The sequence below is a fragment of the Bacillus sp. NEAU-242-2 genome, assembly GCF_027853835.1.
Lineage (GTDB): Bacteria > Bacillota > Bacilli > Bacillales > Bacillaceae > Bacillus > Bacillus velezensis.
In genome coordinates this window covers 56,181-68,993 of record NZ_JAPNNY010000006.1, presented here as the reverse complement: position 1 = coordinate 68,993, position 12,813 = coordinate 56,181, and the positions used below count along the sequence as shown (strand labels likewise).

Sequence of the window (12,813 nt, the reverse complement as noted above, 5' to 3'; positions counted from 1 at the left end):
GATATGATAATTCGATTAATGAAATGATAAAATAGGAGAAGAAAGCCAGAAAAGAAATGAGTGCAGATTCAGATGAGAAACACAAGAATAACTCATCATGATCGTATTCGTACACATTTTTACAGAGGAGGACAATTATGATTGGAATACTGGCAGGCATGGGGCCAAAATCTACTGGGCCATTTGTAGATAAAGTCGTAGACGAGTGCCAAAAAATATATGGAGCAATACATGACATGGATTTTCCTCATATGATGATTTATTCCTGTCCGACACCTTTCTACATGAATAAACCTCTCAATCATACGGACATGGAAAATGCAATTATTAAGGGTGCTGTAAAGCTTGAAAAAACGGGTGTTGATTTTATTGCCATTCCATGTAATACCGCACATCTCTATTTTAATCAAATAAAAAAATCGATTTCAGTCCCTTTACTAAACATGATTGATGAAACCATAAAAAAAATACCTAAAGGCTCAAAAAAAGCAGCTCTTTTAGCCACCGTTCCTACGGTTCAATCCGGAATATTTCAAGAAGCGTTAAACAGAGAAGGTTATGATTTTTTACATCAAGATAGTTGGCAAATCTATGTCAATCAAATAATAGAAAAGATTAAACAAGGTCAAATCGATGAGGCTAGTACACTATATGATGAATTACACCGTGAATTAGCAGAAAAGGTTGATACGGTTATCATTGCATGTACGGATTTAAATATGGTTACGGATCAAAAAAGAAGCGGGCTTACCTTTGTTGATTCATCAGCCTGTCTCGCTCAAGCCATTGTAAATAAGTATGTATCATTAACAAAATAAGTCATCTGATTTATCAGCAAATTCAGGGCGCTTTTTTTCCTTTAAAGCGCCCGGCTTCGGCAGATACATGATCCTCAATTACTTCTTTGAATGTAACTTCCCCGCGTTATTGTTCTTTTAACCTTGAATACTTTCGATACGCTTTATAGAAACTGCAGCCAAATAGAACAGCCATAAGGGCGGGAAGCGACCTCAAAAGGGCAAATGGAGTTTCAAATAAAAATGCCTTCCAAAACATTGCGCCTTCCATACTCCACAGACCTTCAGCTAAATACAAACCTGAATCCTTGTAAATCAAATAAGAATAAAACAAGCACAGTAACCCAAAACAAGATGAAAAACTCATTAGTCTTTTATAATAATTACTCTTTGACTGGCGATCCGAGAAGATTTCATTTTGATCATCATCTTCTTTTTGCCAATATCGAGTTCCAAGCCCCCAAGGGCCATTTATATAACTCCAGCCGAAGTCTTCATAGATCTCTTTGTAATCTTTAAATTTTTTCTTTGATAAATAATCTTGATAATCCAGTCTCATCACATATTTTTTGTCGGTTTTTTCGAAAGTGTATATTCCTAATCCGCTGATATTTGTACAGCGATAGCCTTTTTGTAATTGCTCGTTCAGCCATTGCTCCTCTTTTTCAATATCAAAAAACATCTTAAATTTCTTCATTCGATTCACTTCCTTCGTGCAGGGATAAAATATGCAGTAACCTGTTTTGTTCCATCTTCAAAATGGCGCTTCCTTCCGCAGTTATCTTATAGACTTTTCTCCGGCCTGATTCTCCAACAGGCTCAATCCAGCCATGCTTATTCAAGTTTTCAATCGCGCCGTATAATGTGCCGGCCGCTAAAATAACAGTTCCGTTACTCATCTTTTCGATCTTCTGCATGGCGGCATAGCCATGAAGCGGCTCACGCAGAGCTAATAAAATATAATGCATGGTTTCAGACAGCGGTAATAATTTATGTTTCATATCCTCATCCTCTATTCAGTTCGACTATATAGTTAAACTTAATACAGTACAACTGAATAGTCAATGGTCTTTTCAAAATTTGTAAAAGGAACTTGAAAATCAAATCTAAAAAGTCGCTTTCTTTACGTAATGGGAAGTGACTTTTTGTATGTCCATATTAACGTCAAAAGAATGTATCCCGGTACGTAACTGTTTTCCGATGTAACAGTGTCGTTTATTTTCAATGTGTTTTTTTACGGTAAGAAAATCATCAAATTGAAAGGGGATGAAAATTAATAGTTGACTCAAGCAACTGTTTCGATTACGATGGAAAAAGTTTCTTAAGTCAATCTTTTGGAGGAGGTTCAACAATTTGGAAACAAAACGTGTTTTGGCATTCAGACAATTTAATAGATTTTATACAGACATTTTGGGTTTTCTGAATGAACATATTTATGACAGTCCATTCTCTTTAACGGAAACCAGGATTTTATACGAAATTTATAATACGCCCGATTGTACAGCAAAAATCATTCAAGAAAGGTTAGACCTGGACAGAGGATATGTAAGCAGAATTATCAGAAAATTTGAAGAAGAAGGCTTCATATACAAGCAAAAATGCAGAGAAGACGGACGCAACCATTTCCTTTATGTCACCGAGTCAGGGAAAAGTATTTATAAAAGCCTGGAGAAAAAAGCTAATCAGCAAGTTGAATATATCCTTGAACGCATAGACAAAGAGGAACAAGAAAAACTTGTACATTCAATGGAAATCATTCAAAACATTTTGCAGCATTCTTTTTATGATAAAGAATCTCCGATTTCAATAAGAGACTATTATACTTCAGAGGATGTCAAAAACATAATTGAGAAACAGCGATTATTTTATGCCGAATCCCATCGCTGGGATGAAACATTTTTATCCTATCTTCACGATACGTTTAAAGCGGATATTGAAAAAATATGGGTGGCAGAAAGCGGGAATCAATTTGCGGGTTGTATCGGCTTAGTGAATGACGATGAAAAAACAGGTCAGTTAAGGTGGTTCTTAGTCGATCCGTCATTTCAAAGAAAAGGTGTCGGCAGCCGTCTGATTAAGGCACTTGTTCAATATTGTAAAGAAAATGGATACGAGCGTATATTTCTTTGGACGGTAAGAGACATGTCAACAGCCCGGCCATTGTATAAAAAGAATGGATTCGAAATTACAGAAATTCATGAAGAAAAACCTTTATGGGGATCAAATTTAATAGAAGAGCGCTGGGATTTGGAATTATAAAGTGAGGGGGGATAGGATGCGAATAAAATATCACTATGCATGGATCATTGTGTTTGTCACTTTTTTTACCTTTTTAGCAGTTCAAGGCGCGCGTCTTTCATTTGGAGCTTTTGTTGAACCATGGGAAAAAGATTTTTCTATGAATAGAGGAACAATCTCACTTATTTCCACTCTGAGTTTTATCATATATGGCATATCTCAGCCCATAATAGGGAGGCTGGTTGATAAATTAGGTCCCCGAATGATTTTGTCAGTCAGCACTTTCGTAGTCGGGATCAGCTTTATATTGACTTCTTTTGTAAATCATCCATGGCAATTATTTATCCTTTACGGAATTGTTATCTCCGTCGGTGTCGGAGGGGCATCCAATGTAGCCGCAACAGTTGTTGTTACAAATTGGTTTAATGAAAAACGCGGACTTGCTTTTGGAATTATGGAGGCAGGGTTTGGCGTGGGTCAGATGCTTCTTGTTCCCGGCTCTCTCATTTTGATTCAATGGTTTAACTGGAAGTTAACTGTAGTGATTTTGGGTCTGCTTTTAATGGTTATTGTGTTTCCTGTCATACTGTTATTTTTACGGAATCATCCCGGCGAGATGGGGTTATCTCCTATGGGCGGTTTTATGAAAGCAGGAGTTGAAAGTGAACAGCATACGGCCCGCTTTTCTGTTTGGGCTGTGTTTTGCAAGAAACAATTCTGGTTTTTAATATTACCTTTTGCTATATGCGGTTTTACAACTACAGGGCTGATGGATACTCACCTTATCCCTTTTTCTCATGACCATGGATTTTCAACAAGTGTAACCAGTGCCGCAGTTAGTGTATTGGCGGGATTTAATATATTGGGGATAATCATTTCAGGAATTGCGGCAGACCGTTGGAGCAGTAAAAAGATGCTTATTCTTTTATATGCCATACGCGCATTATCAATTTGTATCCTGTTATATAGTCATCATCCGGTCATATTACTTATTTTTGCCACCCTGTTTGGACTAGTTGATTTTGCAACTGTAGCCCCTACTCAAATGTTAGCCACGCAATATTTTAAACAATATTCAGTTGGTTTTATTTTAGGCTGGTTATTCCTGAGCCATCAGATAGGATCAGCGCTGGGAGCTTATGTACCGGGTTTTCTCTATAGTGAAATGGGTAACTATGATCTTTCTTTTTATTTCTCAATTATTATTTTGTTGGGAGCGGCAATATTTACTTTCTTACTGCCTGAAACGGTTAAAATAAAAAAAGAGCAAAAACCGACCGATTCAGCTTCAAATGAAACAGTATCCCAGCGTGTGAATAACCCGTGAAGGTCCAAATCCTCTCAGCCGCATAAAAAATACCAAGGGTTTGAGTCCCTTGGTATTTTTTGTTCATTGTATGATGATGTAAACTTCTTGCTTATTTAGCGCTGTCATTCCAGTTTTTCTCTATAAATGTATTCGCAGGCTGTAAGTTGGTTTTGTTCGCAATTTCAATGACAGCGGGAACCACGGAAGGGTCTGTTTTGGAGAAGTTAGGAATCCGCGGATCTAACCGGAAAAAGCGATCTCCCAGCAGATTCGCGCTGACCATGGATTCATAGTAGCCATTTCCGCCGGAGATCATCTGAAGAAATGGCAGTAAAGGTTCATTAGGCGACCTGTCCAAAAGGACTCCCCAATTTGGAGGAAGGTTCTTCAGATTTTCGGGACGTATGTTATCCGCACTTACCATTCCCCATCCCCTCGTATCTCTTCTTAACCGAGTCGGGGCTTCACCTGTCCCGATGGATAGCGCCGCAATTTGATCCAATGGCACGTTGGCTTTACCAACCGCAAACGCGATACTGGCCGTACTGGGGTTCGTTGCCACTACATATCCGTCCACGTAGTTTTGATAGGCGCGCTGTGTCGCGGGAGCACCGCTGCTCCGCAGTATGACATCACTCACTTTCTCATTTAAATAGGGAGAGCCGGGAAAGTTGTGAAATAATACGGGCGTCCAACGATCCAGTGCCGGGGAGTATAATTTGAATGAAGGGACAACAATTCGTTTTCTTACATCTTTAAGACGAAGGCCTGGCGGGAAAAAGTTTCGTACCGCTTTAATAAAACCGGAATATGGTAATTGCTGATTGAAAACAGGTCCGCCCGGCCGGGAAGTGCTGAATGCGGGCAGGATTTCATCCTCAAAATACTGAAGTGTTTCCTTCGGAGATCTTCCGCTTGCTAATGCCAGGGCAGTAAATGAACCGATTGAATTTCCCGCAAATACATGGGTTCGGCTTATTAATGCCGGATTTTCTTCAGCCAGTCTGTTCAATAGTTGTAAACTTAAAGCACCTAATGTACCGCCCCCGTCAAAGGTCATGATCCGATATTTTGCCAAAGCTGATTTCTCCTTTCTGATGCAAACTATCATTCAGTATATGTTCAGCCAGAGTCTATTGTATGGATGAATGAATATCTTCTTATCTTAAAAATGGTTTGATTATCAATCCAGCGAGTCGGGAAAGGATATGTTTTTTATTTGAAGAGGTTTTTTCCGTGAAGAAGGAGAATTATTATTTAAAAATAAAAGGGGGAAAATACTTGAATACAATTGACCTTATTGTTTTACATTTTGAAGAGGTAAGACGGCGAAGCATCAAGTTATGGACAGCTGTACCTGAGGAAAAAATGGACTGGCGCCCGGATTCCGAAGCAATGTCGTGCAAGGAAATGATAAGACATGTATTAGAAGCGGAATTTCTTTATCATCACATTTTACTAAAACAAATGAATGAGTCTTCAGAGGAATCCGAAAACCCGTATGAATCAAAAACGTTTACCACAGTAACCGAAGAATTAGAATTCGCCAAACCGTATCGGGCCGCGTTTTTGACATTCATCAAATCGTTAAGCGAAACAGATTTAACAAATATAAAGATTGACAGGTCTGATGTTGGATATATTCGCGAACTGGGAGACATGTTATTAAGAATCGCTTACCATGAGTCTGTACATACCGGTCAGCTTTTAGACTACCTCAGAACTGCTGAGGTTGACAGGCCTTTAATTTGGGACTAGTAAAATGATTGAGTTTTACACGGGAAGGGGAAAGAATGGAATATAAACCGATTAATTTCCAAGAGAAATTAGCTGCGTTCCAAGATCAATGGTCTCCAAAAGTAATCGCTGAAATGAATGATTATCAATTTAAACTTGTTAAAGTACAAGGGGATTTTGTTTGGCATAAGCATGACGAAACAGATGAAGTCTTTATTGTTATTAAGGGTAATTTAATCATTGAATTTCGTGATGGAGAAGTAAAATTAAATGAAGGTGAAATGTTTGTCATTCCGAAAAATGTTGAACATAAACCTTATGCAGAATCAGAGTGTAACATTTTGCTTGTAGAACCTAAAGGTGTTGTGAATACCGGGCAGGAAATAACTGATCAAACAGCTGAAAATGATGTCTGGGTCTAGCCTGTAACAAAAAACGATCAAAACTCCGAAAGACCGAATGACATTAGAGACAATGATCAGGAAAACCAATTAAGAATAATTTAAGGTTAAATATTTAAAAATTTGTTAATATTATAATACATTGTTTGGAAATGTAATCTTTTTTTAAGGAGTTTTCTAATTGCGTTGGAGTAAATGGTTCAATATTTTTTGCATAGCAGCATTGGGATCAATATATGGCTATAAATTGTTTACTAATCAAGAAGTCAGTACGGCTCGTGTAATCATAGCTGCTGCTATTATCTTGTGGAACATTGTCGGACTTTTTAGCAAAGAACCAGTAAAACAAACACAGCAAGCAAACTAAAAACCAAAAAACACTTTCCAATCGTTCAATAAAAAGGGTGCTGCAGCGTGCAGCATCCTTTTTATCATTTTCACAAAAAAACCAAGGGTTTAACCCCTTGGTTTTTTCGTAGTCTCCCTTTTTAAGCTGTTTATGATAATCGTCAAAATCATTCAAGTTTCATCAAGCATCCAGAATCTGTTGCAATGATAAATGAAAATTGCCCTAAAAATGTGCCGGTTCATCAAAATACCAGTCCAAGCTGCAGTTCTTTCTTTACATAGTATGTAGAGATTAAAAAATGAGAGAAGGAGTGGCGTAATGTATTATAACGAAGGTGAAGATCAACAGTACGTTCCGAAGAAAAAGCCATACAATGAAGCCTGTGACCTTGGTCATGATTTTGATATGGCGGACGACGCAGCAAGAGCGGAAGCGGCAAGAGAAGCAGAAGCGAGAGCCAGAGCGGAAGAAGCCATAGCAAGGGCGGAAGAAGCAAGAGCCAGAGCTGCAGAAGCAGCAAAAGCAGCAGCAGAAGCAAAGGTAGAAGCGGCAAAATTAGCAGCCAAAGCGAAATGTAAAAAACGTCATAAGAAAGAGAAAAAACATGATTGCAAACGTAAGCACAAGAAGAAAAAATAAGAGCTTTTCATCATGTAAAAGATAAGATTCAATGTGTATTGATTTTATCCGTACAGGGGTGCAAAAACGATAAAGAAAAAGATTCTTGTCGGGGGATCAAACAGAAAGATTGCTCAGCCGGTGTCTCAGCAGAACCACCCATGGCAGGGCAAACATAATGTTCTATGGACTTCCATAGTCAGGTCGGGATATCACGCCAATAAATGTAAGTGCCTATCATGGTAGGAAAGACAAGAGTTTCGGCAGGTTGCCGCTCTTGTCTTTTTTTGTTTTTATATCATCTTCGCGTATATGTATCTATTTTTAAGTTTGCAGAACATCTGTCTAAGAATTTGTCCAATTCCTGCATATACTGGTATCGGAATCAAATGCTTATTGGGAGTGAAATAGATGGGATCAGCACAGTTAACGGGACGTGTCATCTTCAAAGGGGACCCCGGCTATACACAGGCGGTTAAGAATTGGAACCCTTATGTTGATGTCTGTCCGCTTGTCTTTGTTTTTGCACAAAATTCATACGATGTAAGTAATGCTATTAAATGGGCTCGTGAGAAGAATGTGCCTTTACGTGTCAGAAGCGGCCGCCATGCTCTGGATAAAAATCTTTCCACGGTAAGTGATGGGATTGTTATTGATGTGAGTGACATGAATAACGTTTTCTTAGATGAAAAAAACGCGGTAGCAACCGTTCAAACCGGCATTCACGTCGGCCCGCTTGTAAAAGGTTTAGCTCGGGAAGGTTTTATGGCCCCGTTCGGAGACAGTCCAACCGTCGGAATCGGAGGAATCACGATGGGAGGCGGATTTGGAGTGCTTTCACGATCGATCGGCCTGATAAGTGATAACCTTCTCGCACTGAAAATGGTAGATGCCAAAGGCAGGATCATTCAAGCAAATCATTCCCGCAATGAAGATTTACTGTGGGCTTCCAGAGGCGGCGGGGGAGGCAATTTCGGATATAACACCCAATATACATTCAAAGTTCACCGTGCCCCTAAAACCGCAACCGTCTTTAATATCATTTGGCCGTGGGAACAGTTAGAAACGGTATTTAAAGCGTGGCAAAAATGGGCGCCGTTTACAGACGAACGATTAGGATGCTACCTTGAGATTTACAGCAAAGTAAATGGTTTGTGCCATGCGGAAGGATTGTTCCTCGGTTCAAAACCGGAGCTGGTTCAATTATTAAAACCTTTATTAAATGCCGGAACGCCGGCACAAACAGTAATCAAAACACTATACTATCCGGATTGTATAGATTTCTTAGATCCTGACGAACCGATTCCCGGCAGATCTGATCAGAGTGTTAAATTCTCCTCGGCGTGGGCGCTCAATCTTTGGCCAGAAGAACCTATTGCAGTAATGAGACAATTTTTAGAAAAAGCGACTGGGACAGAAACCAACTTCTTTTTTATCAATTGGGGCGGCGCGATAAGCAGAGTTCCAAGCAGTGAAACAGCCTTCTATTGGCGCCGTCCATTATTTTATACGGAATGGACGGCCAGTTGGGAAAATAAATCACAAGAAGCTTCGAATCTTGCATCAGTTGAAAGAGTGCGTCAGCTGATGAAACCATATGTAACAGGTTCATATGTGAATGTTCCGGATCAAAATATCGAGAACTTCGGAAAAGCATATTATGGCTCAAACTTTGCAAGGCTTCAAAGAATAAAGGCGAAATACGATCCCGAAAATGTATTCCGTTTTCCGCAAAGCATCCCGCCATCGTATAAATAGGTTGATCGTTGTGGGAAACAAATTAAAAAACACACCAGAACATTCAGGTGTGTTTTTATTGTTGCTGTAAAATTTGGTTATTCACTTGCATCCCAGTGCGGATTCCAAACGATTTCCCATAAGTGTCCATCGGGGTCTTGGAAGTGAACGGCGTATCCGCCACAAAAAGTATCATGAGCGGGATCAGTTATCGTAACGTTTGATTCATGTGCGATGTTTTTGCGGTCCCAAAGGGCAAGTTTCAGTCCTGTTTGCAAGTCGTTCAAATCTGTACCGGCTGTTCCTTCTGTAGGCAGACCCAAGCCATCCCGATAGAAGTGCAGCGATTTTTCTAAATTGTCTGCGCCTAAAGTAATTACTGTAATCCGCGGCTTCATAGCAATGCAACCTCCCAAGCTAAGCTAATGATAAGAAACATTTTCATTGAAAATATTTTGACATTTCAGTAAAGAACCTATATATTCGTATATGAGCACATAATCATATAAGGTTATTTTTGTGTCCGTGTTAGAATGCTTCATAGCAGAAAAGAAATAATAAATACAGTGTATTAGATAAGGAGGAGATTTTTATGGGTCACAATCACAATCACGCTGGCGGATCCAATAAGAAGGTTTTATTGATCTCTTTTATCATGATTACAGGTTATATGATAATAGAAGCGATAGGCGGATTTTTAACCAATAGTTTAGCGCTTTTGTCAGATGCAGGCCATATGCTGAGTGATTCAATCTCTTTAATGGTTGCTCTGATTGCTTTTAAATTGGCCGAAAAAAAGGCAAGTCATCATAAGACATTCGGCTACAAACGATTTGAGATTCTTGCAGCTGTGATCAACGGTGTTGCATTAATATTGATTTCCCTTTATATCATTTATGAAGCAATCAAACGTTTCTCTCATCCGCCGGAGGTAGCAACAACCGGCATGCTGACGATTAGTATCATCGGGTTAGCTGTGAATATATTGGTCGCTTGGATTATGCTGAACGGCGGAGATACAAAGAATAACCTGAACATTAGAGGAGCTTACTTACATGTGATAAGTGACATGCTCGGATCTGTAGGTGCCATACTGGCTGCGATCCTTATCATCTTCTTCGGATGGAGCTGGGCAGATCCAGTGGCCAGTGTCATTGTGGCTATTCTTGTGCTGAGAAGCGGTTACCATGTGACGAAAGACTCCATTCACGTATTAATGGAAGGAACTCCGGAAAATATCAATGTCACTGACATCATTCATACAATTGAAGAGACAGAAGGAATTCAAAGCATTCATGATTTGCACATATGGTCTATCACAAGCGGATTGAATGCTCTTTCCTGCCACGCTGTTGTTAACGATCAGCTGACCATTTCTGAAAGTGAAAGTATTTTACGCAAAATTGAACATGAACTTGGAGATAAAGGCATTACACATGTAACCATTCAAATGGAAACAGCTGCGCATAATCACGACAATACGATTCTTTGTCAGGCCCAAACTGAGAATCCGCGTGACCATCATCATCATTAAAGGAGGAGATAGGGACTCACTTTGTCTGCTGACAATTAAGATAAAACCGGAGGGGGGGTTCATATGTACGACACGATAGTAATCGGAGCCGGTCAGGCAGGAATCTCAGTAGGATATTATCTAAGGAAGTCGAAACAAAAGTTTATCATTTTGGATAAAAGTCATGAAGTGGGGGAAAGCTGGAAAAACCGGTATGACTCATTGGTTTTATTTACTTCTCGAATGTACAGCTCTTTGCCGGGAATGCAGCTTGAAGGAGACAAGCATGGACTCCCTTCAAAAAATGAAATTGCTGCTTATCTGAAAAAATATGTTAAAAGATTTGAGATCCCGATCCAATTACGGACAGAAGTAATAAGTGTCCAAAAATTAAACAACTATTTCTTAATAAAAACAAACCGGGAAGAATATCAAACGAAGAATCTGGTGGTGGCCGCAGGCCCTTTTCATACCCCTAACATTCCATCAATATCAAAAGATGTAGCCGGTCATATTCGTCAATTACATTCTTCACAATATAAACATTCAAAACAACTGGCGCCTGGGAATGTACTGGTAGTCGGCGGCGGGAATAGCGGGGCTCAGATAGCTGTTGAATTATCCAAAGAAAGAGTTACATATTTGGCTTGCAGTAATAAACCGGTTTATTTTCCTTTATGGATTGGAAAAAGAAGCATTTTTTGGTGGTTTGATAAATTAGGAGTTTTACATGCAAGTCATACATCAATATTAGGCAAGTTCATTCAAAAGAAAGGCGACCCCATATTTGGGTATGAATTAAAACATGCAATAAGACAGAAGAAGATCATCTTAAAACAAAGAGTCATAGCCGGAAAGCAAAATGAAATCATTTTTAAAGACTCATCTTCATTAGAAGTAAACAATGTTATTTGGGCAACTGGTTTTAAGAATCCGCTTTGTTGGATGAAAATAGAAGGTGTTTTGGATAAGGAAGGCCGAATTATACATCACCGGGGTGTTTCAGCTGCGGAGGGATTGTACTTTATTGGTTTGCCTTGGCAGCATAGGCGAGGTTCAGCGCTGCTTCAAGGTGTAGGAAATGATGCTGAATACATTGTGAAACAAATGAACGGTGGATAGACTGAGGAGAGCAGTAACTTACGGGTTTACTGCTCTTTTTTGTGTTGAATAAGCCCAGTTATGTGACTGTGGCTGTTTTAATCGGCTTGTGGAACAGAAAACACAATATCTCTTGGTTGTCGGACTGGTGAGTGCATACCCCGGGCAAGTTTAAGTTTCTCGGCTGCAACAGTGTTACCAAAAGTTACAGGCCTTTGGTATTTTTTATGCAAACGGGTTTTGTGGCCAAAACGATTCTGCTAACTTCAGTCTTTTAGGCTGAACAAGGGAATTCCTTAGTATGGCACACTCTCATTACAAAACGCATAGGATAATATCACAAAAATTTAAAATTGCGGGGATGAAAAATGTATTATATACCTTTTTCGCATCAATGTTATTATTGTGTGAATGTGCCGATGTATAGCGATGGAAGATCTGTTTATTGGACTATTCCAAATAACTATGATCCTTCATACGAAGATAGAAACCTTCTCTTGAAAGATTATGGACCAAAACCATTTGTCGTGAATATCAATAAAGCCGCAAAACAAAACAATACGTTCCGTACGGCCCTATGGACAGGAAAGCATTTTCAAATTACTTTGATGAGTCTTGGCATTGGAGAAGATATCGGTTTGGAGATCCATCCTAACGTAGATCAATTCTTACGGATTGAGCAAGGCCGAGGGCTAGTTAAAATGGGCAAGAGTAAAGATCATTTAAGTTTCCAAAGAAATGTCTATGATGATTATGCCATTGTTGTCCCTGCCGGCACGTGGCACAATGTGATTAATACGGGTAATACGCCGTTAAAACTATATTCAATTTACGCTCCTCCCAACCATCCGTTTGGTACAGTTCATGTGACAAAGGCCGATGCAGCGGCTGCGGAAGATTAGTATAGGATTCCAGAGGACTTTGCTGCGGCAAAGACTATAAAAAAAATCGTATTGGGACAGCATGATCAAATATAGCGATCGAATGGCTGAAACACAAAATATTAACGTTTC

At 39.4% G+C, this 12,813-nt stretch carries 15 protein-coding genes; 11 read left to right on the top strand and 4 right to left on the bottom strand.

The window, feature by feature from the left end; genetic code table 11:
• Window positions 1-137: 137 nt before the first annotated feature.
• Window positions 138-818, top strand: coding sequence for an aspartate/glutamate racemase family protein (locus OWN49_RS16640; protein WP_146283802.1), 681 nt, complete (start codon window positions 138-140; stop codon window positions 816-818).
• A 106-nt stretch (window positions 819-924) separates the two neighbouring features.
• On the opposite strand, the gene OWN49_RS16635 is transcribed toward OWN49_RS16640, so the two are convergent.
• Window positions 925-1,494, bottom strand: a complete 570-nt coding sequence (locus OWN49_RS16635) for a DUF2812 domain-containing protein (protein ID WP_071392100.1) — start codon at window positions 1,492-1,494, stop codon at window positions 925-927.
• A complete protein-coding gene (locus OWN49_RS16630; RefSeq protein ID WP_014304415.1) occupies window positions 1,481-1,798 on the bottom strand; it encodes a PadR family transcriptional regulator in 318 nt (105 codons plus the stop codon). Before OWN49_RS16630 ends, OWN49_RS16635 begins: the two co-directional genes overlap by 14 nt.
• 352 nt (window positions 1,799-2,150) lie before the next feature.
• On the opposite strand from OWN49_RS16630, the gene OWN49_RS16625 reads away from it, so the two are divergent.
• The gene (locus tag OWN49_RS16625) at window positions 2,151-3,056 is read left to right on the top strand and encodes a bifunctional helix-turn-helix transcriptional regulator/GNAT family N-acetyltransferase (RefSeq protein ID WP_176283130.1); all 906 of its coding nucleotides are present in this window, start codon (window positions 2,151-2,153) and stop codon (window positions 3,054-3,056) included.
• A gap of 16 nt (window positions 3,057-3,072) precedes the next feature.
• Window positions 3,073-4,362, top strand: coding sequence for an MFS transporter (locus tag OWN49_RS16620; RefSeq protein WP_176283131.1), 1,290 nt, complete (start codon window positions 3,073-3,075; stop codon window positions 4,360-4,362).
• A 91-nt stretch (window positions 4,363-4,453) separates the two neighbouring features.
• On the opposite strand, the gene cotR is transcribed toward OWN49_RS16620, so the two are convergent.
• Window positions 4,454-5,422: a sporulation hydrolase CotR gene (gene cotR, locus OWN49_RS16615; RefSeq protein WP_003156127.1), complete on the bottom strand. Its 969-nt coding sequence runs from the start codon at window positions 5,420-5,422 to the stop codon at window positions 4,454-4,456.
• Between the two features lie 203 nt (window positions 5,423-5,625).
• On the opposite strand from cotR, the gene OWN49_RS16610 reads away from it, so the two are divergent.
• The 5 genes from OWN49_RS16610 (at window position 5,626) to OWN49_RS16590 (ending at window position 9,207) form a co-directional block, all read left to right on the top strand.
• On the top strand, window positions 5,626-6,102 hold the full coding sequence (locus OWN49_RS16610) for a DinB family protein (protein ID WP_077723133.1): 477 nt from the start codon (window positions 5,626-5,628) through the stop codon (window positions 6,100-6,102).
• A gap of 35 nt (window positions 6,103-6,137) precedes the next feature.
• A complete protein-coding gene (locus OWN49_RS16605; protein ID WP_044802983.1) occupies window positions 6,138-6,503 on the top strand; it encodes a cupin domain-containing protein in 366 nt (121 codons plus the stop codon).
• Window positions 6,504-6,663: 160 nt separating this feature from the next.
• Complete coding sequence (locus OWN49_RS16600; protein ID WP_015388652.1) at window positions 6,664-6,849, top strand: hypothetical protein; 186 nt, start codon at window positions 6,664-6,666, stop codon at window positions 6,847-6,849.
• A 300-nt stretch (window positions 6,850-7,149) separates the two neighbouring features.
• A complete protein-coding gene (locus OWN49_RS16595; protein WP_070081414.1) occupies window positions 7,150-7,470 on the top strand; it encodes a hypothetical protein in 321 nt (106 codons plus the stop codon).
• Window positions 7,471-7,860: 390 nt separating this feature from the next.
• Window positions 7,861-9,207 (top strand): FAD-binding oxidoreductase, encoded by a 1,347-nt coding sequence (locus OWN49_RS16590; protein ID WP_077721848.1) that lies wholly within the window; start codon window positions 7,861-7,863, stop codon window positions 9,205-9,207.
• A gap of 77 nt (window positions 9,208-9,284) precedes the next feature.
• Here OWN49_RS16590 and OWN49_RS16585 read toward each other — a convergent pair whose 3' ends face one another.
• The gene (locus OWN49_RS16585) at window positions 9,285-9,584 is read right to left on the bottom strand and encodes a VOC family protein (RefSeq protein WP_077721849.1); all 300 of its coding nucleotides are present in this window, start codon (window positions 9,582-9,584) and stop codon (window positions 9,285-9,287) included.
• A 194-nt stretch (window positions 9,585-9,778) separates the two neighbouring features.
• Between OWN49_RS16585 and OWN49_RS16580 the strand changes: the two genes are divergently transcribed.
• The 3 genes from OWN49_RS16580 (at window position 9,779) to OWN49_RS16570 (ending at window position 12,702) form a co-directional block, all read left to right on the top strand.
• Complete coding sequence (locus tag OWN49_RS16580) at window positions 9,779-10,720, top strand: cation diffusion facilitator family transporter (RefSeq protein ID WP_077721850.1); 942 nt, start codon at window positions 9,779-9,781, stop codon at window positions 10,718-10,720.
• Window positions 10,721-10,783: 63 nt separating this feature from the next.
• Complete coding sequence (locus OWN49_RS16575) at window positions 10,784-11,821, top strand: flavin-containing monooxygenase (RefSeq protein WP_077721851.1); 1,038 nt, start codon at window positions 10,784-10,786, stop codon at window positions 11,819-11,821.
• 347 nt (window positions 11,822-12,168) lie between these two features.
• On the top strand, window positions 12,169-12,702 hold the full coding sequence (locus OWN49_RS16570; RefSeq protein WP_077721852.1) for a cupin domain-containing protein: 534 nt from the start codon (window positions 12,169-12,171) through the stop codon (window positions 12,700-12,702).
• Window positions 12,703-12,813: the final 111 nt, after the last annotated feature.

Excerpts from the sequence above, each read along its gene's own strand:
- OWN49_RS16640 (WP_146283802.1), top strand. The coding sequence starts at position 138 with ATGATTGGAATACTGGCAGGCATGGGGCCAAAATCTACTGGGCCATTT.
- OWN49_RS16635 (WP_071392100.1), bottom strand. The coding sequence starts at position 1,494 with ATGAAGAAATTTAAGATGTTTTTTGATATTGAAAAAGAGGAGCAATGG.
- OWN49_RS16630 (WP_014304415.1), bottom strand. The coding sequence starts at position 1,798 with ATGAAACATAAATTATTACCGCTGTCTGAAACCATGCATTATATTTTA.
- OWN49_RS16620 (WP_176283131.1), top strand. The coding sequence starts at position 3,073 with ATGCGAATAAAATATCACTATGCATGGATCATTGTGTTTGTCACTTTT.
- OWN49_RS16605 (WP_044802983.1), top strand. The coding sequence starts at position 6,138 with ATGGAATATAAACCGATTAATTTCCAAGAGAAATTAGCTGCGTTCCAA.
- OWN49_RS16595 (WP_070081414.1), top strand. The coding sequence starts at position 7,150 with ATGTATTATAACGAAGGTGAAGATCAACAGTACGTTCCGAAGAAAAAG.
- OWN49_RS16590 (WP_077721848.1), top strand. The coding sequence starts at position 7,861 with ATGGGATCAGCACAGTTAACGGGACGTGTCATCTTCAAAGGGGACCCC.
- OWN49_RS16585 (WP_077721849.1), bottom strand. The coding sequence starts at position 9,584 with ATGAAGCCGCGGATTACAGTAATTACTTTAGGCGCAGACAATTTAGAA.
- OWN49_RS16580 (WP_077721850.1), top strand. The coding sequence starts at position 9,779 with ATGGGTCACAATCACAATCACGCTGGCGGATCCAATAAGAAGGTTTTA.
- OWN49_RS16575 (WP_077721851.1), top strand. The coding sequence starts at position 10,784 with ATGTACGACACGATAGTAATCGGAGCCGGTCAGGCAGGAATCTCAGTA.
- OWN49_RS16570 (WP_077721852.1), top strand. The coding sequence starts at position 12,169 with ATGTATTATATACCTTTTTCGCATCAATGTTATTATTGTGTGAATGTG.